This is a genomic window from Paenibacillus sp. WLX2291 (assembly GCF_046603665.1).
Taxonomy (GTDB): Bacteria; Bacillota; Bacilli; order Paenibacillales; family Paenibacillaceae; genus Saccharibacillus.
The window spans coordinates 4,611,208-4,635,585 of record NZ_CP176755.1; the positions used below are offsets into that span (position 1 = coordinate 4,611,208).

A 24,378-nucleotide genomic window follows, 5' to 3' on the forward strand; every position below is an offset into this window, starting at 1 on the left:
GACTCCTTTGATGCGATTGCATTCAGGAGTCGACCGTATAGTCTTTGTAATAATATAGCTTGTCCTGCTCGTTGATCTCCCGTAATACCCGGCACGGGTTACCAACTGCGATGACACCTGCCGGAATATCGCGCGTTACGATGCTGCCTGCACCGATCACACTGCCGCGCCCAATACGGATACCCGGATTGATGATCACACCGCTACCGATCCACACATGATCTTCAATCACAACCGGGAATGCATACATTTGCCCAGTCGCTCGTAAGGTGGGATCTACCGGGTGCCCTACCGTACATATCGTCACATTGGGACCGAGCAGTACGTGATTGCCAATCGTAATCGTCGTATCATCAATCAGCGTCAGATTCGTATTCGCGTAGAAGTGGCTGCCAATCTCAGTATTGGAGCCATAGCACAGATGCAGCGGCGGCTCAATCCAACTGTTCGCTCCGATCTGCCCGAAGATTTGCCGGATCAGATCATGACGTTTGTCCGCTTCAGATGGGCGTGTATGGTTAAAGTCGTACACTAATTCTTTTCCCCGTAGACGATCTTGTGGCAATCCTTCGCCCATATCGGTAAATAATTTGCCCTGACGTATTCGTTCGCGCTGTGATTCGCTTTCCGACATATTCTTCAACCTTCTCTCTACTAATGCAGCGTTGTATGATAACTATAGTATGATTATAGTGTGAGATAACGATGAGAAATATCGAAATAGGATTCTTTTTTATAACAATCGTACACAGGAGGGCCTATGCAGCAGCAATTGAATATTATGGACAATGGTTCGGAAATTGTTGAGTATGATACACCGCATCTGGCGATTCGTTCGCGTGCGTCCAGACTTTCGTATTTTCAGAATCGGGCGGCGACCTGTCATTGGCATCAGGATTGGGAATGGGTATGGGTGTTGAGCGGGCATATGTACTATTTTGTAGATGGGGAGACATATACGCTGGAAGCGGGACAGGGGATATTTGTCAATTCCAATCGTCTGCATTACGGATATGGAGATGAGGAAGATTGCGAATTTCGGGTGCTACTGCTCAGCCCTTCACTGCTAGTGCGCAATACGTACATGGAGGAGCAGTATATCCGCCCCTTTATCGAGGATCAGTATACCGGGGCGCTCCTACTGGACACGCAGACGCATTGGAAGCGCCAAGTGCTGAAGCAACTTAACGAGCTGTACGAGATTTGCCAGCAGCGACAGGATGGATATGAATGGATGGCACTGAGCCGCTATGAACTGCTGTTTTGGGAATTGTACCGGAATACGATTGCCCAGTATGGCTCTCATCGCGGACATTCACGAGATATGGAAGCGGTAAAGCAGATGCTTGCGTATATTCAGCAGCATTTCGCTGAATCTGTACAGCTTCACCATATCGCTGCCGCTGGCTCGGTATCCAGAAGCAAATGCTGTGCGCTATTCAAGCAATCCTTACACAAAACACCGATTGAATATTTGAACAGCTATCGGTTGCAAAAAAGTATAGATTACATGAATAACGCCCAGTTGAATATTACAGAGATTGCGGCTGCTAGCGGCTTTAACAGCTCCGCTTATTACGCGGAATTATTCAAAAAACAGATCGGCGTTTCGCCGCTGGAATATCGCAAACAGCATCACAGATAGCGACGACCATCTCCATGATCGGCACATACAGATAGTTAGTGTATAGATCGGCATAGAGACGGTTAGCATATGAATCGGTACGTTGGCGAAACAGAAAGCGCGATAAGCAAATGATCATTTATTCCGATGAATCGTCCTCTTCCAAACGCAGCTGTCTTGCCATTTCCAGCACATCTTGCAGGGGATGGTTGGAGATCGTGCCGATTTGAATCGAATGCGCCGCTTGTGGATTGACCTTCATATACGTATATACCATTTCTGTACGGGACAGCTGGTTCGTACCGCCTTGCGGCTCTACTTCGACCTCTACCTGAATCGTCTGCCGCTCATACAACGAACGATGCACATCCTCCCAGGTGTCGACCATCTCCAGTTCCTTTTCGGTTAGCCGCAGCAACTGTCCATGAACGTTGGATTTGGGTGTTTCCCGCAGGTAAAAGTAACCATCCTCGTCCGCCACAATCGCATGCCCCGGCAATACTGCCGGTTCCATCGGCTTCACTCCGCCAAACAAAATCATCTGCAATTCCATACTGGTCAACGTCCCGTAACAAAACATCCGATATGAAGCCATTTTCTGCATCACTTATGCCTCCTGCCATGTTTTGATCAACACAATTTCTAACGGCTCTCCTAGCGATAGCGCTCCGATATCCCCAGCATCATAATAGAACAACGAAGTCGCTTGCTCTACCAGCATGATTTTATGCTAGCTCACTCGCTGTGATATGCTAGAGGAGCAAGATGATTCGGTAGCGATAATGCGGCGATTGCGGTGTTTGGGCTGACTGCGTAATACTTTTCTCCAAACCATTTGCGTTTTACGTAGGCGCTACCGTCAATCGTGGGTAATACAACTTAGATAGCGATTCAAACATAAGCTACAGCCTATTCTTTGAATGAACGGAGAGATGATAATTATGGAACAGAAAAATCTTTTATTCGGCGTTGTTGCCGGTGCATTGGTTGGTGTAGGAGCGGCTCTGCTGTTTACTCCCAAATCAGGTGAAGACCTGCGTGAAAGTCTGAAATCAGGTGCCAGTTCGTCAGCTTCCAACCTGACAACGACATTGAAAGTCAAAGGGCAAGAAGTGAAATCGAACACCGAGGAACTGATTCAACTTGCCAAAGAAATTACGCCAGTCGTCAAAGAAGCGATCGGTGTCGTACAGGAATGGAAAGAAATGATCGTAGGTGCAAAAGCTGAATTGACCGGCGAGGTCAACAAGCTCAAAGGACCTTCTACCACGACTTCCCTGCCTGAAGGCGGTTCAAACCATTCCGCAGCTCTGTAAAACGCAATCTTATATTACGTCGAGAATGCAGTCCGTTGATCGGTATCTCACCGATTGATTGGCTGCATTTTTGTATGGATTTCGTGCTGACTGATTTGCGTATGTGTACACATTCGCCTTATTACGCCAATTCCCTACTTTTTCGTCACCTGACTTTAGCATCAATTTTGCGTGAAGACATCGCCTTTTGAACCATGCCTTGGACTATGTTGTGCATATGTGATCAGCGTCTGATTCGTTCATTATCTGCTCATTGTGGTCAACGAGGAAGCTGTATATCCCATTTTCATATGTATTCCGTTTCGTTCTATAACGTATGAGTTTACTGCTATGTCTTCGGTATTCTCCTATCGTCTTCGTTAATATGTCATTTTTTATACGTGCTTTTGGTGCTTTCAACCTATACCTGTCCCTTCCAACCCATGCTAACTTTTAAATGTAAGCACTTACATTATGAATTCCAAAGGAGAGATTAACACATGAAGAACAAAGGTTTTAGAAAAGGAACTGCCTGGCTGCTTAGCAGTGCATTGCTGTTAGGTGGACTCTCTGTCGTCGGTCAATCGGCTGCTGCCTCTTCGCCCTCTCTTATTCATTCTAATTTTGCAAACGTTAACATTTTATCGTCGCTATCGCAAATTACTTCTTCCGAGCCGGGTGCAACGACAACTGAACCCGGTGTTGGCACACTGGCTGCCGCGCAGGCTACTACATATAGCGCCTACAATTTGACCGGCTTCTCAGCTGGCAATCCGGGCGGCGGCTCCATTGCCGAGACCGATTCCCGCTACAAAAAAGTATACAATGCCACCGATCTCGCTCAAGCACTGAAAAAAGGCTCCAGCATCAAGGTGATCGAGATTATGAACGATCTCAATCTAGGCTGGAGTGAATTACCGACAGCCGCACAAACGTCCCCATTTGCCGCGCACAATGCGCCCCTCACTCATCCTGTGCTCAAGAAAACAGGTGTCAGTAAACTGACGATTGACGGATTCGACGGATTGACTATTTTCTCTGCTAACGGTGCCAAGATCAAGCATGTCGGTATTACGGTGAAGCGCAGCTCCAATCTGATCATTCGCAATCTTGAATTTGACGAGCTGTGGGAATGGGATGAAGCAAGCAAAGGCGATTATGACAAAAACGACTGGGATTATCTAACGCTGGAGCAAACGAACAAAGCATGGATCGACCACTGTACGTTTAACAAAGCCTATGACGGTATCGTCGATGTGAAAAAAGGCAGCAATGGCGTAACGATCTCATGGTCCTACTTCCGTGGAGATGACGGCAGCTCCAACAGCTGGGTCACTCAACAGGTGAAAGCGATGGAAGCTGACAAAGCATCGTATCCGATGTACAACTATCTGCGCAGTAGCGCCGTCGGACTGAGCCAAGCGGATATTATCTCCATCGCCAGCGGACAGAAGAAAACGCATCTGGTCGGTGCAACGGAATTTGCATCGGACAATGCTGATCTGCAAGTGACGCTGCATCACAATTATTATCAGGATTCCCAAGATCGCATGCCGCGTCTGCGTGGTGGCAATGCCCATGCCTACAATATCGTAATGGATGCAAGCGGTCTAGTAAGTGCCAAGAGCAAGATCACAGACGCAATGGAAAAAGCAATCACGTCCAAAGGCTACCATTTTACGGTAACTAGCAATGGTGCGATCTCGACCGAAGGTGGCGCTGTATTGGTAGAGAAATCGAATATTATCGGCGTTGCCTCACCGATTCGCAATAACCAGACCGATCCCAATGATGCCAAATATACCGGTAAAATCCGTGCGGTCGATACGATCTACACCGCCAATGGCACGACCTTCCGCGGCAACAGCGATACCGCTGGCAGCCCGCTTGCTCCTTATCCGGCTGCGGCTCTCACCTTCTCGTGGAATGGCTTCACCACACTGCCGTATACGTACCAGACAGATGATCCATCCACACTGATTAGTCGTTTGAAAGCTTCTGACGGTGCAGGCTCTGGCAAACTGTCATGGACGAAAACAAACTGGCTGCTCACTTCGTATTGATATCCATATATTCCAGCAAAACAGGCTGCGCAATGAAAGCGCAGCCTGTTTTTGTCGGTTCTTCATCATAATAGAATTGGAAATATCCAGTTGTTCATCTGTAAAAAGACGCATAAACACGTTGATACGTATAAAAAAGTCTGTATTTCTGCTCGCCAAGTCGCTTAACACCGATTACATTCTCTCTACTTGTGGTTAATACTAAACAACCATATTTTCACATTGTAAAGGAGAAATTGCCGTGCCGCATACCATCAATCTGGAAGCCATTACCCAACAGCTTGAATTGCTGGGTCAAAGTCAATTTGGCAAGCTGCCCAGCTCCATCGATATTCATACCAATGAACATTGTGTTGCTATCTTTCTGAACGACTTAACCGATCCCACTGATAACAGAATGCCGGACGATCTGGATGAACGTTATACGCATGTGTATATTTTACTGGATCAATTCATTTTCCCCGCGATCAAAAAGAAAATCGAACAGGCGACAGGAAGTACGGTCGTGAGTCATTTTATTGATTGGAAAGAAGAATCAAACTGCGCTTCGATTGTCGCTGCATTCAATCTGGAGCCTGATCGACTTACAGAAGACCTATACTCCGGCAAAGCCGATCTGCATATGAAGGTCAGTCAGATCACCGAAGATGTGCAAAAAACACCGACCGATATCGAATCATTCTGGATGACTTCCTCCATTCTGGTCGTGATTCGCAAAGGATTGCTGATTAGTCTGGAAAAACGGATTATCAAAAAAGGCTTCAACAATGCGCTGCGTGTTTCCAAGCGTGAGCTGGAACTGGACCGCTTTGTTGAAGAGTTGCCGGTAGAAGACATTCTCGGCAAACAGCTGGACAGTGCTTTTCTCGACTGGGATTTTGAACATGATAATAGTCTGCTTATCCTCACGTTCCAAACCGATGGTACATCGAAGAAAATCAAAGCTTGATCATACTCGGCATTACCGCCCTTGATCCACGACAAACAACCGAATCTCATGACTGCATTGTTGCAGTAACATGAGATCGGTTGTTTGTTTATGGATTGCATTGTTTATTATGTTTATTTGCTGTTGGTACGGTTACTGTTGCGCTTGCATGCTTACAGATGCTGAAGTTCGTTGACGATTCGCCCCAGCGTCTCCTCGGACACGCGTGTTATTTTGTTATCAGCAATCTGACGCAAGGAAGACTGATGGACAATGTTCGTTAACGCACCGTTCAGCAATTGTGGTGCATAACGGTTAAGCACATCTACCGCCTGCTGATCCATTTGCAGCTCCGACAACATCGTCTGCTCGGTATACGTACGCCGGAACAAGCCGCCTGCCGGATAACTGAATCGGTAGACACCAGAGCCGATTTTCAAACGTACCCCATCTGCCTCCTTCTCCACTCGCAAAATACCTGCTACTACATGAACATTCTGTCCACTCTCTAGCAGTTGCTCAGCAGCGGCACCGCGCAATGTTAAACTGGCAGTCGTATTCGCAGGAATACGCACATTCACGAACAGTTGCCCATGATCCAGTGTCCAGCCACATTCAATCGTTCCATACAGACTTTCGTGTGCAGCCCGTGCGTATGTAAGCTGACGACCACCAAACTGTGGATGGAGACGAATACGACGATAAGCCGGTGTATCTTCTCGCATATCCAGTCCAGCAATGCGGCGGTACATCCAATCCCCCACTGCGCCGTACGAATAGTGATTGAACGAATTCATATCGTCACTCCAGAAGGAGCCATCCGGCTTGATGCTGTCCCAATGCTCCCAGATCGTAGTCGCCCCCTGTGATACCGAATACAACCACCCCGGATATGATTGCTGCATCAATAGCCGCATGGCCGTTTCATGATACCCATGATCTGACAACGCAAAGCATAGATACGGTGTACCGACGAACCCGGTCGTCAGATGATAATCATTGTCCACAACGAGCCGATTCAGATCAGCTGCCACCCGTGCCCGAATCGCTGGCTCTACCAGATCAAATACAAGTGCTAGCACATGCGCAGTCTGAGTCGGTGCAGCGATTCGTCCGCGCAACGTTACGAATTCCTCGCGAAATGCTCGTACGACTTGTTCATGCAGCAGATGGTAATAGGCTGCATCGTCCAGCAGATTCAGCACGTCCGCCGCCTGTGCCACCAATCGGCAGGAATAAGCGTAATACGCCGTCGCAATCAGATCGGTCGGAGTTGCTCCCACATAATCGCCTTCTTTGGCATCCAAGCCTAGCCAATCGCCAAAATGAAAGCCGGTGTTCCACAAATATTCATCCTCGCCCTGTGCTCGAATATAGTCCACCCAGCGCTTCATGCTGTCGTACTGCTCTGCCAGCAAACGCGTATCCCCGTAATATTGATACATCGTCCACGGGCAAATTACAGCCGCATCGCCCCATGCCGCCGAGCTAGACCCTTCGATAATATTAGGCACAACAAAGGGAATCCCCCCATCCGGCTGCTGCTCCGCTTGTACATCATGCAACCATTTCGTGAAAAATGGTCCGCCGCCATAATTGAATAGCGCTGTCGAGATGAACACCTGCGCGTCACCCGTCCATCCTAGCCGCTCATCGCGCTGCGGACAATCGGTCGGTACATCAAGGAAATTGCCACGCTGCCCCCAGCGGATATTTTGCTGCAACTGATTGATCCGATCATCGGAACAGGCAAATTCACCCGTAGATGGCATATCCGAATGCAGCACTTCCCCGCTAAAATCCGCTAACGATAATCCGTGCTGCTCCTGCCCCGGATATCCTTCTACCTGCACATACCGGAATCCCTGAAACGTAAAATGCGGTGCATACTGTTCATGCTCATCACCAGATGCCCGGTAGGTGACCGTCTGCTTCGCCGTGCGCAAATTGCCAAAATAAATATTTCCTTCCGCATCCAGCACTTCGGCAAAACGCAGCGTAATCTCACTCCCTTTGTCCGCTCCTCGTACAGATAGCCGTAACCGTCCAACCATATTTTGCCCCATATCCAGAATATGCGCACCAGCTGGCGTGATCCATGTCTTCACCGGTTGTATTTTCTGCGTCACAACGGTTGCCCAATTTTCCTGCGCCAGCAGCGGTTCATACGGCAGACGCAGTGTCTGTACTGGTGACCAATGTGAATCATCGAATCCATGCTCATTCCATCCGTGTTGTTCTAGCGACGCATCATACACTTCCCCATGATACAGATTGGAATACAGTACTGGTCCAGTCAACGCTTTCCAGCTACTATCACTAATTACGACCTGTTCTCGTCCATCACGATACCGCACATGTAGCTCCAGCAGCGCCGCCCGATGATCGCCATATACAAAATGAGTATCGTTGAAGCCCAATTTGCCCCGGTACCAGCCGTCTCCAAGCCAGATTCCGATCGCATTGCCGCCATTACGCAGCAGAGCGGTCACATCATACGTCTGGTATTGCAGCCGATGATGGTAACTCGTCCAGCCCGGTGCCAGCACATCGTCCGATGCCTGCTGTCCATTGATATACAGCTCATACACTCCGGCAGCAGTCGCATACACGCGAGCAGATACGATATCGTGATCCAGTTCGAATTCACGCCGCAATTGGAATATCGGCTCCGATTCGCGATGAATACGGTTTACATCTGGTGTGATCCACTTTGCCTGCCACTGACTAGGATGCAGTAATCCGGTTTCCACTGTGATTGCCTCACTCCACTCACTCTCCGCGCCACAGGACGACCATACCTTCACTCGGAAACTATACGCTGTACGTGCGCGTAATTCCTTTCCTTCGTAGGCAAACTGGATCGATTGCTCTGTCTCTATTTTGCCAGAATCCCAGAGCGGATCATGAAAGTCGATATCGTCCGCCAGCGTCAATTGCAGTCGACATGCATGCTGAATGATGCCCCGTTCTGCACTATGTAGCTTCCAACTAAAACGTGGGATAGCGATATCCGTACCTAGCAAATGCTTGCGATATTCACATAACACCTCTGTAATCTCAATAACAGACATTCCTGCATCTCTCCTCTGTATGATCAGATGAATCCATTGGCAATGCGGTGAACATGTCGTTTACAGCTGCGACGATGAATAGAACGATTAGATCCCAGCACATGCAAAAATGCTTTCTTTACTTTTCACCGAAATATGGCGCATTCCTGCTGTTTTTTGACAGATTGGCAAATAAAAAAACAGCCGCCCTGAACATAAGGACAGCTGTTTGAGACGCGTAGGGAGGTTTGAGTTTAGCAACATTTGCATATTCTGCTACTGCATCTGTACGTGACCATATCTGGATCAGAGCCAATACCGCACGCCTGCCATGAGTACGACACCTGTAATAACAGTGATCGATAAGCTTTTCGTTTTCAACGCAATGAGCAGTGTCGGCACCAATACGATGACCGCATGCCAATCGACATACAGGGTGCTCCCTTGCTTATCCAGCGCACTTTCTACAATCAATGCTGTCAAAATACATACTGGGATATACGACAACCATCTCATCACGACAGTAGGTAAGGCGATATTACGTACAACGAGAAACGGAATGACCCGCGGTAGCATCGTTACGAGCGCACAACCAATGATAACGAGCAATACACTCCACTCTATACTCATCGCTCAGTCACCACCCCGATCGTCGCTACAATTATTGTCGACAAAATAACTGCCAGCTGCGTCGACATGAATAACGACAACACGACCATCGCAATGACCATATACACAATTAGACGCAGAATATGATTGAGTTTGTCTGGTAATATGCTGCCCAGTTGCAGTACCAGCAGCGCGATAAACATCGCAGTCAGTGCGTAATCCAGCCCGAACATCTCTGGATCAGCGATCCAGTTGCCGAATAGCGCACCGATGGTACACGAGACAATCCAGACGAGATATGCCGTAATATTCAAGCCATGCATCCAGCGATCATTCAGCGGACGTCCATCCGCAATTCGTCCCGCTGCCACGCCAAATGACTCATCCGTTACTAGCAAACCGATGCCCAGATTGTTCCACAGCGAATATCGGGTGAATTGCGGCGCTAACGTCGCACTCAGCAGAAAATGCCGCAAATTCACAATAAACGTCGTCAAAATAATCGCTGAGGCTGGTGTATGTACCGCCAGCAAAGCGCAAATAATAAACTGCGACGCTCCCGCATACACCAGAATCGACATCAAGGTCACTTCCAGCACACTCAGATGCGAAGCCGCCCCGACAATACCTGCCGCTAGCCCGATGCTAATATAGCCTAACAACGTCGGAATACAATCCCGCACCCCTTCTACAAATGTAGGCTCCGCTGCCGTTCTGTCTTGCATCGTTTCCGCTTGCCCACTCAACATACGCACCTGTACCTTCCTTTCAAGTTCTACACTATGTACAATCCAAACTGTCTATCTCTTCATGAGCTATCCATATGCTACAATGGACTAAAGTTTAATATAGTATACATATATTCTATATAGCATACAATAGTCTGTTATATTAAATATCATTACTAAAGGAGACTACCCATGGAAGCCATTCAACATACCGTTGCCCGTAATCTTGTCAAACTGCGCAAAAGTCGCAACCTCACGCTAGAGCAGACATCCGAGCTGACAGGTGTGAGCAAGGCGATGCTTGCGCAGATTGAAAATCAAAAATCCAATCCGACTGTTACCACCCTCTGGAAGATCGCTAACGGTCTGCAAGTGTCGTTTACTACCTTTCTCAAAGAAGAGGAGCAGCCTATTCGCAAGCTGAATATCAAAGACCTGAATCTGATCACTGATAGCGATGATAAGTATCTGGTGTATCCCTTCTTCGCCTACCACCCGGAAAAGAAATTCGAAGTGTATGTCGTCGATCTACTCCCCGGCTGCTCGCATCCACTTGAAACGGAACCGCTCAAAATGCATCCGGGCGAGGAATATCTGATTATGAAAGAAGGCACCATCACTGTGAATCTAAACGGTGCGCAGTACGAAGTGTCCGAAGGAGACGCGCTGCAATTTTCCGGTACGATTCCGCATGGCTATTTTAATCATTCGGATGAAAAAGCCAGCTATTTTATGGTCATGTATTATCCCGAAGATGGCTCGCATCAGTTGTAACAGCAAGTCGATCTCCACGTTACTATGACCACATGACAAAGAGGCAGAACAGATATGTGGTAACAAGTATCTGTTCTGCCTCTTTTTTCTGATCTTAGAACCTTTTCCATGCTTACAACCATTTGCGATTCTACAATTCATTGGAATGTTAGAACTTTTGCAATATTAGAAAATTGAGATCAATTCCCGCGTATATTCATGCCGATCCTCAGCGAATAGCTGCTGTTGATCAAATGTATCGACTACACGTCCATCCTTCATCACCATCAGCCGCTGACTCATCCGGCTCACAGCTGCCAGATCGTGCGAAATAAACAGATACGACAGATTCAACTGCTCTCGCAGCTCCGTTAACAGCTTCAGCACTGCCCCCTGCGAGATTACATCCAGACTTGCCGTCGGCTCATCCAGTATGATCAATTCCGGCTCAATGCTGATCGCTCGCGCAATCGTCACCCGCTGCCGCTGTCCACCGCTCAATTCATGCGGATATCGGTCTGCCAGTTCTGTCGGCAACTCCACTGCATCCAGCAATTCGTTGACCAGCTGCTTCCCCGATCTCGCTGTAAAGTGCTGTAAGCTCAACACATCCCTATACTGCTTATACGGATCAAGTAAAGAATCGCGGATGTTCAGCTTTGGATTCAGTGCAGCCGACGGATTTTGGAAAACGATCTGCATGCGGCGGCGCCATGGATACAGTTGCCGTTCGCTTAACGACTCTAACGATTGTCCATTCCATATGATCTGTCCGCTGTCGATACGTTCGATCCGCATGAGACAGCGTGCTAGCGTGCTTTTGCCACATCCACTTTCGCCTACTAGCCCTAGACACTCACCCTGATTCAGATCAAATGACACCTGATTTACAGCCATATGCGACGACTGCGATTGTTCTTCGTCATTATCTACAATTAGCGGACGCTGGTGTCGGTACGATTTGCACAATTGCCTTACTTGCAGCAATGTCATCATGGCTCTACTCCTTCCAAACCGGATGTCAGCACATGTCCCGGTCGTTGCAGCATAGGCGCAGCCGCAATGAGCTGCCGTGTATATTCATGCTGCGGATGATCCAACACCCGATGTTTATTACCGGTTTCGACTATTTGACCATCCTTCATCACTGCCAGTCGATCGGCATATCGGCGTACATGTCGCCAGTCATGAGTGATGAACAGAATGCCGCAACCCGTTTCTCGCTGCTTATCTCGCAGCAACTCCAGAATCCGATGACCGGATACACTGTCCAGTGCAGTCGTCACTTCGTCCGCAATAAGCAGCGCTGGCGATAACAGTAGGGCAAGCGCGATGGAAGCACGCTGCAATTGCCCGCCGCTCAGTTGAAACGGATACCGCTCATACAAATCCCCATCCAATCCGACGGATTCCAGTGCTTCTATTCCTTTGCGCCGCCGCACCGTGCGCGACTTCTCACCATGCACCTGCTGGTACTCATCCAGATGCTGACCAATCCTTAGAAACGGAGTAAAGGAGCCTTGATAATCCTGAAACGCATACGCGATCTGCCGTCCACGCAGACTGCGAAGGTTGGACGGTGGTAATGTAGTCAGCTCCTGATTGCGAAACATTACACTGCCGCTCATCCGCAGATTATTAGGTAGCATCTGTCCAATGCCCTGCGACAGCAAGCTTTTGCCACTACCGCTCTGACCGACTAGCGCGAGCCATTCACCTGCACGTAGAGAGAGGGAGACGTGATCCACAAGCATCTGCTGCCGACTGGCAATGCTCACTTCCTGCAATGTCAACATGATCACGATACCTCCCGGTTCAGATTGTCCTTTTTCACATCAAAGCGGTCGCGTAGCCAGTCGCCCAGCATATTTGCGAGCAGCACTGTTAGTACAATTGCCAGACCGGGATAGACCATCAGCTCTGGCATCGATTGAAAATACGGACGCGAATCGTTCAGCATCGCACCCCATTCCGGCGTCGGCGGCTGCGTGCCGAGTCCGATGTAGGAGAACGACGAGATCAGCAAAATAATTTTGCCCAGATCCAGACTCGCCAGCACCAGCACATGCCCGATAATATGCGGCAGCAGATGTCTACGCATAATCGTAGCGTCCGATAGCCCGTTCGTACGGGCGATGATCACGTAGTCCTTTTGCGCTTCACTCAGCACGACACTACGCACCAAGCGTGCATAATTGACCCATTTGACCAGTACAATCACCAGCACCAGATTGCCGATGCCAGCGCCCAGCAACCCGCTCAACACAATCGCTACAATCGTATCGGGAAAAGCCAGAAAGCCGTCCGCAATACGCATAAAGATCACATCTACCCAGCCGCGCCGATACCCTGCAATCAGCCCGAAAGGAATGCCTAGCACTAGCGCCGCTCCCAATGCCAGCGCGCTAAAGCCGAGCGTCTGCTGACCGCCAAGTAACAGACGTGTCAGCACATCTCGCCCCAGATGATCCGTACCGAGCGGATGCTGCCAGCTGATGCCCTGTAACCGTTGCCCCAGATCAGTCAGCAGCGGATCATGCTGTAAATACAGAAATGTATATGCGCATGCTGCAACGATCAGGATAACCATCCCAATCAGCACACCGCCCTGTATCTTCCGACGATGGAAGATGCGTTTGGAATCAGGCAGGGCAAGAACATGTTCTGTTGTCATTTTGCTCATACACCTGCATTCCTTTCCTTCAATCTCATTTCCGGGTTCAAATAGCGATAGGACAGATCGACCGCCGTATTCACCACGAACACGATCAGCGCCATAATCAGAATGTAACCCTGAATGAGCGGATAATCACGCTGCCGAATCGAATCAACGATCAGTTTGCCAATACCCGGATATGCAAATAGCACCTCGATGACGATAACGCCGCCGATCAGACTACCAAGACTGACACCAAATACGGTAATCACTGGCGGCAGACTGTGCCGCAGCACATGCACGCGGAAGATGCGCCATTCCGAATATCCACGCGCCCGTGCCGCTCGTACAAATTCCTGACTGAGCGAATCGAGCAGGCTAGAGCGTAGCAGACGCACATAAACGCTGGAAATTGCCAATCCCAGCGTCAATGAAGGCAGTATGAGCGAGATCCAGCCATCGCGTCCCATCGTTGGCAGCCAGCCAAGTCGTACACCGAGCAAGTCGATAAGGATCAAGCCGAGCCAGAAGCTGGGCACTGCCGCACCGACAATCGATAGCAATCGGCTCAGATGATCAATCCAACTGCCACGATACAATGCAGATAGCGAACCGAGCGGTAATGCCACTAGCAGCATGACCAGTAGCGCACCAGTTGTCAGTTCCAGCGTCGCTGGCAATCCCGCCAGAATCATCTGCATAACCGGTTGCCCGGTCACATACGATTGTCCAAAATCCAGCCGTACAAAGTCCGCCAGCCACATGCCATATTGCACCAACAGCGGCTGATTAAATCCCATTTCCTCCTTGAGCGCCTCCACCTGTTCGGTGCTGACAGACAGCTCATCCACATTCAAAATCGTCAGCACCGGATCGCCCGGTGCCAACCGTATAAACAGAAAGCTGATTAATGTAATAAACAGGACAAAGCCTATCGTCTCAATCAGCTTTCGTAAGATAATTGCTAGCATTACATCACATCCAGTTGGTTGGTGATCATATAATATTCACTGCGCGTCGTGACCCAGTGTTTCACCTTGTTTTCGTTATAAGCAACAATCGTCGCTGGATGCAGAACGAACGAATTGATCACATTGTCATGCACATAATCCGCTGCCTGCTCTGCCAGTACTGCCCGATCTTCGGGCTTCACCGTCCGATTGAGCTTGTCGATAATGTCTGTCAGCTGCTTGTCCTGTGCACCACTGAAATTCAGCGCACCATTCGGGTGATACGTCGCATTCAGATAATAACCAGCATCCCCACGCGGTGCAGTCAGATTGCTGTACGTTGCGAGATCCCAATCGCGATTGGACGCCATATAATCTTCTGGCGTATCAATCTGACGAATGTCTACCTTGATCCCGATCCGTCCAGCATCCGATTGGAATACCTGCGCAATAAGCGGCAGATCGGCACGAGCAGAATATGTCAGCAGTGTCATCGTCAGCGGCTGACCGTTTTTTTGCATGACACCATTTTGCAGCGTATAGCCTGCTTGGTTCAAATAATCTACAGCTGCTTGCTCACCAGAAGGCGAAGGCTCATACGTCGGTGCAAAAGGCAGCGATGGCAGAAACGGTCCAACCGCTGGCTCGCCATATCCTAACAAAATGCTATCCACAATCTCTTTGCGATCAATCAACGCATCTATCGCCCGGCGCACATTCACATCCTGTAATGCCGGACGCTCCATATTCATCGTCATCTGATGCACGCGGAATGTAGAAGTCGATTCCACCTTAATCCCATCCTTCGCATCCAGCGTTTCCAGACTTTCCACTTCAGGACGATATACAATGTCGACCTGACCGGAAGTTAGCGCCAGTGAGCGTGCATTGGCATCTTCATTAAACGAAAAGGTTACTCCGTCCAGCGGTGACGCGCCATCCCAATAGTCTGCATATTTCTGCAATTCCAGCTTACTGCCCGGTGTAAACGAAGTCAGCATAAACGGTCCTGTACCAATCGGTTTATTGACAATATCGCTCTCGTTCACGTCAATGATCGACGTATTTGGATTCACCAGCTCGGATACAAATTCTGGAAACGGTTCAGTCGTCGTAATGTTGAGCGTATTGCCATTCGCTTCTATGCTTTGAATTTTCAAAGCGTTTTTCACTCCGATATTCTCGGTTGTGGCGCGTTCTAGCGATGCTTTGACTGCATCACCTGTTAGTGGCTTGCCATTCTGAAAGGTAACATCATCACGCAGATGAAGGGTCCAGTGCTGTCCATCCTCGCCTTCCCAACTCTTCGCAAGCCACGGTGCAACCGTCAGCTTGTCCTCATCCAGTCGCACCAGCGTCTCAGCGATGCCCGCACGAATCGGCACATAGCTGGAATCAACATGCGGATCAAGCGATTGCGTGGAGAAGTTGTATAGAAAATGTACATGCTTGCCCTGCTCCTGACTGGCTGCATTTTGCGAAGACGATGAGCAAGCACTGAGTACAAGCACGAGTACCACAATGACAGGCAACAACAAGCGATTGGACTTCAGATTTCTGGCTGACCAATGTCCAGTGAACAAGTTTGTTAGAGCTTGCCGCCTATGTGTCGTTGGAGGCTGGATGGTTTGCCATGATCCGGTTTGTGGAATATTTTTATATTGAATTTGAGATGTGACAGGGTCAATTGCAATGCATGCTTCATTCGCATACGTACCAGCTTCGATATGGCGGTATGGTTGAGCTGCTGTATCCATGCCTTGCTTGGATTTCTTACCGATTGCTGTCTGGTGTTCCGCTTGATTCTTCATATCATGTTGTTTCCTGAAGGTGATTGCTGTAGCTCCATGCTCATTACTGTTTGTATTCATCTGATATAATCTCTCCCCCGTATGTATAGCTGCCAAGCAGCCTTATATCATTATTTACATTTTATTAGTAAAGTTTACGATCTACATCTTATCGTAACGTTTACGATTTGACAAGCAAAAAATCGGTATTCCATCTGAATTGATAGAATACCGGTTTTTCATATGTTGATAGGTATATATGAAATATGTTCACTTTGTATAACTTAGTAATGATACTCTTTCGGTACAAAGCATGCCGCGATCAGATAGATCAGCAAACTGGCTCCACTTGTTACGAAAATACTAATAACGAACAGAATCCGCAGCAGACTTGCATCCATATTCCACATTTGTGCCAATCCGCCGATCAGACCTGTCATCATCCTGTTTTGACTAGAACGGTATAATTTTCTCATCATGATCAATCTCCCTTAAAATAGTTTGGTTTACACATTGAGCTTATACATCTGCATTCGCTTGCTTCACATGTACATTCGCCTAATTCACTTACCTGACTTGCACTTGATGAGTACGTTTTTATCGTACAGATTCAAGTAGCACTTCTGTTCCGGCGTTATCGCCGTTGATTGTATGATCATTACGCTCTGGTTGTTAAGCTCATTGATTTTCTTTTTGCTATTCCATTCCTTTGTGTTTCGTCTTGCTTTTATATTACCGGACACAGCATTCCGTTCAAACCGTCCAACGACTGTTTTTGAGTTTGGACTTTGGTCGGGGAATGAGCTGGACTAACATACTGGATGTACATACGAGGATTGGATATGAACGCTCCACTGCTATTGCTTTTTAGATGGATGAAGCTTACACTACACTTATTAAAAGTATTATCAAAAGTAAATACACTCTCAGGCAAGGAGCCTTATTTCTATGAATGTACCAACTCACAGCACCCAGCATGTCAAAAAAATAAATACCGAGCTGGTCAAGCAGACACTGCGCACGAACACTACTGGCACCAAAGCGTCTATCGCCCGCTTAACTGGACTGAGTGTCGCTACCTGCGGCACTATTCTGAATGAACTCGTTCACAGCGGAGAGATTATCGACCTCGGTACGGATGAATCCAGCGGTGGTCGTCCGGCGAACCGTTATCGTTTTAACGCCGATTATGCCAGTATGATCTGCATGATTGTACGCACCGAAGGCGGGGTTCATACGATCACCTGCGCCGTTGCCAATCTGAACGGCGAACTGGCAGAGCATGAGATTCATACGCTAGAGCAGATTGATGTACCGATTATTGAGCAGTTGCTGGACGATTTGACACAAACATATACGCATGTGCGCGCAATCGGCATCGGCATCCCCGGAGTGGCATTAGGCGATACGATCGTCATCTGCGATGTACCGCAACTGTCGAATCAGCCGCTAGCAAGTTTGTTGAAGCAGCGGTATGAAGGCATAGAGATTTTGCTGGAAAACGATATGAATCTGACCGTGTACGGACTGTATCAGCAGTTGCAGCTGGAACAGGATCGTAACTTTGCTATCGTGACATTTCCACGCAATCATTATCCGGGCGCTGGCTTTATCGTGAATGGTCAGCCGATGAACGGCAACAGCTACTTTAGCGGTGAAATTTCGTATTTGCCATATGGCGTTAGTCGTGAACAACAGCTGGAATTCCTGCAATCTGCTGAACAAGCAGCCGAATTCATCGTGCAATCGCTCGTATCCATTATTGCGATTATCAACCCGGTGCAGATCGTTATTACCGGTGACTCCATCACTGCCGATATGCTATCCAAACTGGACGCAGGCTGCCGGGCAATCATTCCAGCCGAGCACATGCCAACACTACTCATTCAAAATGACACTCGATCCGAATATCTAAGCGGTCTGATCACCGCCACTCTGGAACGTCTCACGTATCACATTCAACTCATTCAGCGCCGCTAGAACAACGTCACACCCGTCACACCCGTCACACCCGTCACACCCGTCACACCCGTCACACCCGTCACTGTAAAAGTATATGTTCGCCAATCTTGCCGCGCCACATATTCCGACACTTCATACACAACAATTTATGATCCATTGCTCAGGAGGACATTGCTCATCATGGCACATCTGCAAACCAACACGCCCAAGCGTAAACGCAATACTATCTACATCATGCAACTGGTGACTATTTTCCTCGGCTTTATCGTTTTCGGCATCTCGGAAAATATCAAAGGACCTGCCATCCCGCGCATCCAGTTTGATTTTAATCTTAATGAACAGCAGCTTGGCACCCTGCTATCGCTCAATGCGCTCGGTTATTTGATCGCCTGCTCGTTCACCGCCATTCTCGTACGTAAATGGGGCATCAAAATCGTCAGCATTCTCGCCTTCGGCTCCATGGTGCTGTCGGGCGTATTCATTTTCGTATCTCATACATATCCACTGTTCTCCGCATCGTATTTCTTTATGTACATTGGCAACGGCATGCTGGAAATCGCACTCGCGATTCTCGGCGCACGCATCTTCGTCAAAAATACCGGCATGATGATGAATCTGTCACACTTTTTTTACGGACTCAGCTCAACTGCGGCGCCGCTACTCGCTACTGGTGTGATGTCGCTAACCGTATTCGGTCATGAACTGGACTGGCGCGGCATGTATTTGGTCATGCTGGCTCTCTGCATTTTGCCAATTCTAACTGCGCTGCGCAGTACATTTCCCGGCGACGATCTGCCGCATGAGGATCGGATCTCGCTGAACATGTTGCTGCGCGATCCCGCACTGTGGATGATGGTCATGATCCTCTCCTCTGGCGTCGTATCTGAATTAGCAGTCGGCGGATGGTTGGTCAACTTTTTGGAAAAGGCATACGCTTGGGATACCGTCAAAGCGTCCGGTATGCTATCGTCCTTCTTCCTCGTCTTCTCGCTCGGTCGACTGTTGCTCGGTCCACTCACTGACCGCATCGGCTTTGTGCTATCGCTGATCATCTTCTCGGCATTCTCGGCGGTTTGCACCTTTGCTGCATTAGGCGGTGGTGAGTCGCTGGCGTTTCTGTTTGCCTTGTCAGGTGCAGGTATTGCGATCATTTATCCAACGGTGATGGCATTTATCGCGCGTCGTTATCCGACGGGTAGTGATACGGCGATTACGTTTGTCGTGACCATGATGGGTGTAGGCAGTGTGATCGGGAATTATGTAATTGGCTGGATTATTGAATTTGTAAAACAGATGTATGCAGCGGGCAGCACCGTTGGATTATTACGCGGATTGCAGGCGGGATATGGATTTATCGGCTTGTGTGCTGCTGTCTGCGCGGTATCGGGGATTGTGCTGTATGTGTATTTGAAGCGTAAACAGGAACTAATTTGATAAAGAATGGATTGAAATTGGCCTTTGTGAAATTGGGGATTTCGTTTATTGGCAGTTCATTGGATGAAGTTGAGTATGAGGCACATACAAAGTCAATATGATGGAATTACAACATAGATTGACTTTGAAGTCATCACGCTTTGCACCTCTAACCAAGCACGCATCATGTTATTATGTATACTTGGCAAATCAAAATAGACCGCCCATGTTCATAGAGCGGTCTATTCGTGTTCCTATTGATTATAGGTGTAAGGTGTAAGGTGTAAGGTGTAACGTATAAGGTATAAGGTATAAGGTATAAGGTATAAAATTATTCTAAAAGCGACACGTACACAAAGACCATATTATATATCTAAATCGTAGCTCCACACAGTCTCTATCCCTTTTACCAAAAAGCTCATCTCACGTTACTCGCCCATAATATAAGACTATAGGTCAATAGCCAAAGCTGACCGGAGTCATTATAATCAAGATTGGAGAAAGGAGGAAATCCAGCGTGTATTTAACACGTATGTTATAAAAACGCATCCCATCCACCATCAACTGGATTAGATTGAGCTATTTATTCATCAAACAAGCAGCTTGGACATGTATGCACGGCGATACGATACATATAGCACTATCAGAAACAAGTAATAGGAATCTATTCTTTGTACTACACGATCGTCTTATATTTGCATACATATGTAACACCTGTACGTTATTCAATAAACGTATTGCATCAAAAACTAAATGAAAACGAGGACGAACAAGAGATGGGAACCATGAACGCTTCTTTACATATGGAGAAAGACAATCAGCTTCACCAATATAAACTGTACGAACAACGCATGCGATATGAGGAGAATGAATTCTATGCCAGCCTTTGGAGAAGATGGCTGGCATTCACAGTGGACCGAATGATTCTATTTGTCGCTTGTCTTGCTTGTATCTGGATGCTGGTCGTACTAGGTGAGCAGATCGAGATCATGCAGCATTCAGATATGTATACTGCCATTGATCATGCCAAAGATAATGTATTCATAGGCATCTTTGGCGGGGCATTGCTATTTATGCTGTTTGTATGCCCTTGTCTGTATTACGCTCTGTTTGAAAGTTCACGTCTGCAAGCAACACCGGGCAAGCTTTTACTTGGACTAGCTGTTGTGGATCAACACAATAAACGCGTGCGTTTTACTCGCACACTCAGTCGATCCATTTCCAAAGAAATCAGCAGTTGGCTCTTCGGCATCGGCTTTCTACTCGCTCGATTCACGCCTAACAAACAGGCACTCCACGACATGATCGCCAAAACGTATGTCGTGGACAATCAAGCACGACATCGAATCAACTATCTGCAATACAAATGTGAGCAGCATATCGATTTGCTGGATACATAGATATTTCGCTCATAACATCCAAAATTGCCGGAGGTGCACCGCATGATATTCCGTATCATTCGAGGTATGTAGCTGTCGGGCTGGATCAAAACGCGTACCAGCCGCCACGGGATACGTCTGTCCTCTGGCTTCATCTGCTGCATCATCACGAGTAGCGGAATGACGATCATCCGATATATTCCGCTGCGGATTCCTCTATTTACGGAAAGGCGGAACCTTTATGAACGAAACGGACTACCAGGCATTTTATGAACAAGTGGGCAATAGCAATGGCTGGAACTTTGATCACATTCGCTGTATAACGGAAGGCACAGCAGTAGATCTGTATCAACACGTACAATCATTGCTGCAACCGCATCATCTACTGCTAGATATCGGTACAGGCGGCGGTGAAGCCTTGCTGAGTCTGACAGCCAGCGCAGCATTGCTGGTCGGTATCGATCAATCGGCTGCCATGATCAACACAGCCCGGCGTAATCTAAACATCGCTAATACTCCTCATGTGCGCTTGATGGAAATGGATGCACAGCAGCTACAATTCCCAAATGACTTTTTCGATATCATCTCCTGTCGGCATGCGCCAATGCATATCTCTGAAGCTGCCCGAGTACTGCGTCCCGGAGGTTATTTGCTCACTCAGCAAGTTGCGGAACAGGATAAATGGAATCTCAAACAGGCTTTTAAACGCGGTCAGGCTTACGATGTACCGCCTCATACATTGCAGCGTCAATACATGCAGCAATTGGAGCAAGCCGGATTTCAGGATGTAGAAATATTACAATCGGAAGTGCACGAATATTATGAGTCCGCGGAAGATTTAATTTTCCTGCTCCAGCATACGCCGATCATTCCCGACTTTGGTCAATGTGAAAGTGATTGGCGGATTCTGCACCATTTTATCGAACATCATACAACTGACAAAGGCATTTGCACCACAGCCGCGCGCTTTATGATTATTGCTAGATTGGTATAACACTGGTGTATACAATACGGAAGATGAAATAGTTAAAAAAGCTCCTACCATCGCATACTAAATGCTTGCTGGTAGGAGCCTTTTTGTTAATCGAATTTACGTAATACTCGCAGTCTACCAATCATGCCTACCACACCGTCACATTGGAACTTCCGCTGCTCTGGTATCCTTCCGTCGCCAGCACCTGATATGACCATGTACTGCCCAGATTCATACCGTGACTCGCCCATGCTTTGACATGATTGGCAAAAGTAATCGTCGAATTCACACCAGTCGGACGCTTGGTCTGGCGTACGCTCCAATACTGGGTAAATGTCTTCGTGCCCTCAATGGATGGCGCATTCGTACGAGTAGCAGTATAAATATCGTACGTACCACCGTCGCTAGTAAATGTGCCTTTGTATGTACCTGTCGGACGATACGTACCCCAACTGTCGACCACATAATACTCGATCAGCGAATTACGCGTCCAGCCGTACAGCGTCAAATACCCGTTACCAGAAGGTGACCATACCCCGGCGTTGTAGTTAATGACCCGATTCGGCGATCCGGTTGCCCAGCCTTTGCCGATGACGAAATTGCCAGTGTTTTTCCAAGTTACGCTGTAATTGCCACCAGAGCCGTTCACCGCATTGACCGTACCGCCGCCATCCGTCCAATTTTGCCAGTAATCTGTAGTTGCTGCGCTAGACGTAGCTGTCAACAGACCGGAACTCATGGAGATGGCGAGAATCGTAGTGAGAACTTTCTTTTTAAAAGGGAACATGTATAACCTCCTAGAGAGAATGAAATGAATGTTGACATGAATGGCGAATTGCCTTACAGCTCGTACATAGTCCGCCGAATTACTGACGAACCGTCAAGCTTTTGCTGGCGTTATCCCAGACCAGATTGCCATGAAATGCAGTTACGAGCGAAGCCGCCTGCACATAGGTCGTATCGCCGATCAGACGTCCATCCTGTAACGGATGCCCATCCTGTAACGGATGCCCATCCACCGTTGCTGTTTTGGTAGCAGCGTCAAAGCCAACGGCGAATCCAAACACCGACTGCAATTCACGCAATGGCACATAGTCCTCATTGTCGATCAACAGCCCTGCGGCATGCACCGTCTGTCCATTATGAATATAATTCACCGTCGTTGGCACAGGTTGAGCGGCGGCAGTTGAACTAGATGAAGAGGAAGCAGATGCTGCTGATTGTTGCGCAAAAGACTGCGGATGTGCCACATCAGGCGCCTTCGAACCTGCACTAGCATACTGCTGGAGCAGGTCCAGTCCACCTTGAAATTGATTCAGATCTACCTTTCCACTAATGCCGTCTACCTGACCCGCGTCACTATACTGCCAGAAGTTCCACTGTTTCCATGCGGCGGTATCCTCGGGCGGCACCCCATCACTGTAACGGGCAATCCACAGATTGTACGTGCCCAATGGAGCATCAAAATTCTGCCCAAACGCATTCCCCGTATACACAAGCGGCTTGCGCCCACTCAGCCGCTCCACATCTTGCAAAAAAGCAAGTGCAATAGCATTGATCGTCGCCCGATCCACATTCGACGGATTGTTTTCACAATCCATCACTAACGGCAACTCCAATACCCCCACCGATTGCACCACACTCACAAAATGCGCCGCTTCCGCCTGAGCCGCCGCCGTAGATGTCGCCGTCAGAAAATGATACGCCCCCACCAGCAATCCCGCGGCATGTGCACCCTGTACATTGCTGCTAAAATTCTCATCCTGAGAAGCGGAGCCTTCACTCGCTTTGACAAAGACGAACGCCTTACCCGCCGCTTTTACCTTATGCCAATCAATCGCCCCTTGATAATGGCTAACATCAATTCCCTGCGTATTGCTAGTTTGCCCTGCTTGCATGGAAGTTGCTCCCTTCGATGGTTGAAGTGGTGAGGATGTTGATATTATTGAGTTTTAGGCATTGGTGGATACAATGGGATGTGCGTGATCAAGATAGTGAAGTGCATTTGTTTCTAGTAGTGAAAGGATCATGCCGATCCATTGCTTATGATGATAATCTAATCTTTCTTGAATATATATTCCATATGAAGGAATTAAAACCTTTTTCATCCTTGTTATAGGAATGTATAAAATAAGCGAAATGGTGGGAAAGGATGGATAAAATAGAAAAAGGCCTTTCCGGCTGGCAATCGCTACTCTTGTG

23 protein-coding genes are annotated in these 24,378 nt (G+C 48.1%); 9 read left to right on the plus strand and 14 right to left on the minus strand.

Going from position 1 to position 24,378, the window contains the following annotated elements; all coding sequences use genetic code 11:
* Positions 1–22 precede the first annotated feature (22 nt).
* Complete coding sequence (locus ACDE64_RS19785) at positions 23–634, minus strand: maltose acetyltransferase domain-containing protein (RefSeq protein ID WP_411347989.1); 612 nt, start codon at positions 632–634, stop codon at positions 23–25.
* A 126-nt stretch (positions 635–760) separates the two neighbouring features.
* Between ACDE64_RS19785 and ACDE64_RS19790 the strand changes: the two genes are divergently transcribed.
* Entirely contained in the window at positions 761–1,645 is an 885-nt protein-coding gene (locus ACDE64_RS19790) for a helix-turn-helix domain-containing protein (RefSeq protein WP_411343793.1), read from the plus strand.
* Positions 1,646–1,763: 118 nt separating this feature from the next.
* Here the strand turns inward: ACDE64_RS19790 and ACDE64_RS19795 are convergent, their stop codons facing one another.
* Entirely contained in the window at positions 1,764–2,228 is a 465-nt protein-coding gene (locus ACDE64_RS19795) for a gamma-glutamylcyclotransferase family protein (protein WP_411343794.1), read from the minus strand.
* Positions 2,229–2,565: 337 nt separating this feature from the next.
* Here ACDE64_RS19795 and ACDE64_RS19800 point away from each other — a divergent pair, with 337 nt between their 5' ends.
* The 3 genes from ACDE64_RS19800 to ACDE64_RS19810 all read left to right on the plus strand — a co-directional run bounded on the left by ACDE64_RS19800 (position 2,566) and on the right by ACDE64_RS19810 (position 5,931).
* Entirely contained in the window at positions 2,566–2,940 is a 375-nt protein-coding gene (locus tag ACDE64_RS19800; RefSeq protein WP_411347990.1) for a YtxH domain-containing protein, read from the plus strand.
* Positions 2,941–3,419: 479 nt separating this feature from the next.
* Positions 3,420–4,982 (plus strand): hypothetical protein, encoded by a 1,563-nt coding sequence (locus ACDE64_RS19805; RefSeq protein WP_411347991.1) that lies wholly within the window; start codon positions 3,420–3,422, stop codon positions 4,980–4,982.
* A 241-nt stretch (positions 4,983–5,223) separates the two neighbouring features.
* Entirely contained in the window at positions 5,224–5,931 is a 708-nt protein-coding gene (locus ACDE64_RS19810; RefSeq protein WP_411347992.1) for a Na-translocating system protein MpsC family protein, read from the plus strand.
* Between the two features lie 152 nt (positions 5,932–6,083).
* Here the strand turns inward: ACDE64_RS19810 and ACDE64_RS19815 are convergent, their stop codons facing one another.
* From ACDE64_RS19815 to ACDE64_RS19825, 3 genes are all read right to left on the minus strand, one after another.
* Positions 6,084–8,984, minus strand: coding sequence for a family 78 glycoside hydrolase catalytic domain (locus tag ACDE64_RS19815; protein ID WP_411347993.1), 2,901 nt, complete (start codon positions 8,982–8,984; stop codon positions 6,084–6,086).
* Between the two features lie 285 nt (positions 8,985–9,269).
* The gene (locus ACDE64_RS19820; RefSeq protein ID WP_411347994.1) at positions 9,270–9,593 is read right to left on the minus strand and encodes an AzlD domain-containing protein; all 324 of its coding nucleotides are present in this window, start codon (positions 9,591–9,593) and stop codon (positions 9,270–9,272) included.
* Positions 9,590–10,321 carry an AzlC family ABC transporter permease gene (locus tag ACDE64_RS19825; RefSeq protein ID WP_411350348.1) on the minus strand — a complete coding sequence of 244 codons (732 nt, stop codon included), beginning with the start codon at positions 10,319–10,321 and terminating at the stop codon, positions 9,590–9,592. Before ACDE64_RS19825 ends, ACDE64_RS19820 begins: the two co-directional genes overlap by 4 nt.
* Positions 10,322–10,492: 171 nt before the next feature.
* On the opposite strand from ACDE64_RS19825, the gene ACDE64_RS19830 reads away from it, so the two are divergent.
* Positions 10,493–11,074, plus strand: a complete 582-nt coding sequence (locus tag ACDE64_RS19830; RefSeq protein ID WP_411347995.1) for a helix-turn-helix domain-containing protein — start codon at positions 10,493–10,495, stop codon at positions 11,072–11,074.
* A gap of 165 nt (positions 11,075–11,239) precedes the next feature.
* Here ACDE64_RS19830 and ACDE64_RS19835 read toward each other — a convergent pair whose 3' ends face one another.
* From ACDE64_RS19835 to ACDE64_RS19860, 6 genes are all read right to left on the minus strand, one after another.
* Positions 11,240–12,046 (minus strand): ABC transporter ATP-binding protein, encoded by an 807-nt coding sequence (locus ACDE64_RS19835; RefSeq protein ID WP_411350349.1) that lies wholly within the window; start codon positions 12,044–12,046, stop codon positions 11,240–11,242.
* Positions 12,046–12,849 (minus strand): ATP-binding cassette domain-containing protein, encoded by an 804-nt coding sequence (locus tag ACDE64_RS19840; RefSeq protein WP_411347996.1) that lies wholly within the window; start codon positions 12,847–12,849, stop codon positions 12,046–12,048. The genes ACDE64_RS19835 and ACDE64_RS19840 overlap by 1 nt, the downstream gene beginning before the upstream one ends.
* A 2-nt stretch (positions 12,850–12,851) precedes the next feature.
* Positions 12,852–13,643: a nickel transporter permease gene (nikC, locus tag ACDE64_RS19845; protein ID WP_411350350.1), complete on the minus strand. Its 792-nt coding sequence runs from the start codon at positions 13,641–13,643 to the stop codon at positions 12,852–12,854.
* 89 nt (positions 13,644–13,732) lie between these two features.
* Complete coding sequence (gene nikB / locus ACDE64_RS19850) at positions 13,733–14,680, minus strand: nickel ABC transporter permease (RefSeq protein WP_411347997.1); 948 nt, start codon at positions 14,678–14,680, stop codon at positions 13,733–13,735.
* Positions 14,680–16,470 carry a nickel ABC transporter substrate-binding protein gene (gene nikA / locus ACDE64_RS19855; RefSeq protein WP_411347998.1) on the minus strand — a complete coding sequence of 597 codons (1,791 nt, stop codon included), beginning with the start codon at positions 16,468–16,470 and terminating at the stop codon, positions 14,680–14,682. The genes nikB and nikA overlap by 1 nt, the downstream gene beginning before the upstream one ends.
* A gap of 263 nt (positions 16,471–16,733) precedes the next feature.
* Positions 16,734–16,928: a PspC domain-containing protein gene (locus ACDE64_RS19860; protein WP_411343804.1), complete on the minus strand. Its 195-nt coding sequence runs from the start codon at positions 16,926–16,928 to the stop codon at positions 16,734–16,736.
* A 469-nt stretch (positions 16,929–17,397) separates the two neighbouring features.
* On the opposite strand from ACDE64_RS19860, the gene ACDE64_RS19865 reads away from it, so the two are divergent.
* Entirely contained in the window at positions 17,398–18,429 is a 1,032-nt protein-coding gene (locus ACDE64_RS19865; protein WP_411347999.1) for an ROK family protein, read from the plus strand.
* Here the strand turns inward: ACDE64_RS19865 and ACDE64_RS19870 are convergent.
* Positions 18,426–18,551, minus strand: coding sequence for a hypothetical protein (locus tag ACDE64_RS19870; protein ID WP_411348000.1), 126 nt, complete (start codon positions 18,549–18,551; stop codon positions 18,426–18,428). The genes ACDE64_RS19865 and ACDE64_RS19870 overlap by 4 nt on opposite strands.
* A gap of 40 nt (positions 18,552–18,591) precedes the next feature.
* On the opposite strand from ACDE64_RS19870, the gene ACDE64_RS19875 reads away from it, so the two are divergent.
* The 3 genes from ACDE64_RS19875 (at position 18,592) to ACDE64_RS19885 (ending at position 22,197) form a co-directional block, all read left to right on the plus strand.
* Positions 18,592–19,845 carry an MFS transporter gene (locus tag ACDE64_RS19875; RefSeq protein WP_411348001.1) on the plus strand — a complete coding sequence of 418 codons (1,254 nt, stop codon included), beginning with the start codon at positions 18,592–18,594 and terminating at the stop codon, positions 19,843–19,845.
* A gap of 764 nt (positions 19,846–20,609) precedes the next feature.
* Positions 20,610–21,224, plus strand: a complete 615-nt coding sequence (locus ACDE64_RS19880; RefSeq protein ID WP_411348002.1) for an RDD family protein — start codon at positions 20,610–20,612, stop codon at positions 21,222–21,224.
* A gap of 220 nt (positions 21,225–21,444) precedes the next feature.
* Positions 21,445–22,197 (plus strand): class I SAM-dependent methyltransferase, encoded by a 753-nt coding sequence (locus ACDE64_RS19885; protein WP_411348003.1) that lies wholly within the window; start codon positions 21,445–21,447, stop codon positions 22,195–22,197.
* Between the two features lie 127 nt (positions 22,198–22,324).
* Here the strand turns inward: ACDE64_RS19885 and ACDE64_RS19890 are convergent, their stop codons facing one another.
* A complete protein-coding gene (locus ACDE64_RS19890) occupies positions 22,325–22,963 on the minus strand; it encodes a glycoside hydrolase family 11 protein (protein ID WP_411343810.1) in 639 nt (212 codons plus the stop codon).
* Positions 22,964–23,042: 79 nt separating this feature from the next.
* On the minus strand, positions 23,043–24,074 hold the full coding sequence (locus ACDE64_RS19895) for a GH25 family lysozyme (protein ID WP_411348004.1): 1,032 nt from the start codon (positions 24,072–24,074) through the stop codon (positions 23,043–23,045).
* Positions 24,075–24,378: the final 304 nt, after the last annotated feature.

Coding starts and splice junctions, on each gene's coding strand:
- ACDE64_RS19785 (WP_411347989.1), bottom strand. CDS start 634: ATGTCGGAAAGCGAATCACAGCGCGAACGAATACGTCAGGGCAAATTA.
- ACDE64_RS19790 (WP_411343793.1), top strand. CDS start 761: ATGCAGCAGCAATTGAATATTATGGACAATGGTTCGGAAATTGTTGAG.
- ACDE64_RS19795 (WP_411343794.1), bottom strand. CDS start 2,228: ATGCAGAAAATGGCTTCATATCGGATGTTTTGTTACGGGACGTTGACC.
- ACDE64_RS19800 (WP_411347990.1), top strand. CDS start 2,566: ATGGAACAGAAAAATCTTTTATTCGGCGTTGTTGCCGGTGCATTGGTT.
- ACDE64_RS19805 (WP_411347991.1), top strand. CDS start 3,420: ATGAAGAACAAAGGTTTTAGAAAAGGAACTGCCTGGCTGCTTAGCAGT.
- ACDE64_RS19815 (WP_411347993.1), bottom strand. CDS start 8,984: ATGTCTGTTATTGAGATTACAGAGGTGTTATGTGAATATCGCAAGCAT.
- ACDE64_RS19820 (WP_411347994.1), bottom strand. CDS start 9,593: ATGAGTATAGAGTGGAGTGTATTGCTCGTTATCATTGGTTGTGCGCTC.
- ACDE64_RS19825 (WP_411350348.1), bottom strand. CDS start 10,321: ATGTTGAGTGGGCAAGCGGAAACGATGCAAGACAGAACGGCAGCGGAG.
- ACDE64_RS19830 (WP_411347995.1), top strand. CDS start 10,493: ATGGAAGCCATTCAACATACCGTTGCCCGTAATCTTGTCAAACTGCGC.
- ACDE64_RS19835 (WP_411350349.1), bottom strand. CDS start 12,046: ATGACATTGCTGCAAGTAAGGCAATTGTGCAAATCGTACCGACACCAG.
- ACDE64_RS19840 (WP_411347996.1), bottom strand. CDS start 12,849: ATGTTGACATTGCAGGAAGTGAGCATTGCCAGTCGGCAGCAGATGCTT.
- nikC (WP_411350350.1), bottom strand. CDS start 13,643: ATGGTTATCCTGATCGTTGCAGCATGCGCATATACATTTCTGTATTTA.
- nikB (WP_411347997.1), bottom strand. CDS start 14,680: ATGCTAGCAATTATCTTACGAAAGCTGATTGAGACGATAGGCTTTGTC.
- nikA (WP_411347998.1), bottom strand. CDS start 16,470: ATGAAGAATCAAGCGGAACACCAGACAGCAATCGGTAAGAAATCCAAG.
- ACDE64_RS19860 (WP_411343804.1), bottom strand. CDS start 16,928: ATGATGAGAAAATTATACCGTTCTAGTCAAAACAGGATGATGACAGGT.
- ACDE64_RS19865 (WP_411347999.1), top strand. CDS start 17,398: ATGAATGTACCAACTCACAGCACCCAGCATGTCAAAAAAATAAATACC.
- ACDE64_RS19875 (WP_411348001.1), top strand. CDS start 18,592: ATGGCACATCTGCAAACCAACACGCCCAAGCGTAAACGCAATACTATC.
- ACDE64_RS19880 (WP_411348002.1), top strand. CDS start 20,610: ATGAACGCTTCTTTACATATGGAGAAAGACAATCAGCTTCACCAATAT.
- ACDE64_RS19885 (WP_411348003.1), top strand. CDS start 21,445: ATGAACGAAACGGACTACCAGGCATTTTATGAACAAGTGGGCAATAGC.
- ACDE64_RS19890 (WP_411343810.1), bottom strand. CDS start 22,963: ATGTTCCCTTTTAAAAAGAAAGTTCTCACTACGATTCTCGCCATCTCC.
- ACDE64_RS19895 (WP_411348004.1), bottom strand. CDS start 24,074: ATGCAAGCAGGGCAAACTAGCAATACGCAGGGAATTGATGTTAGCCAT.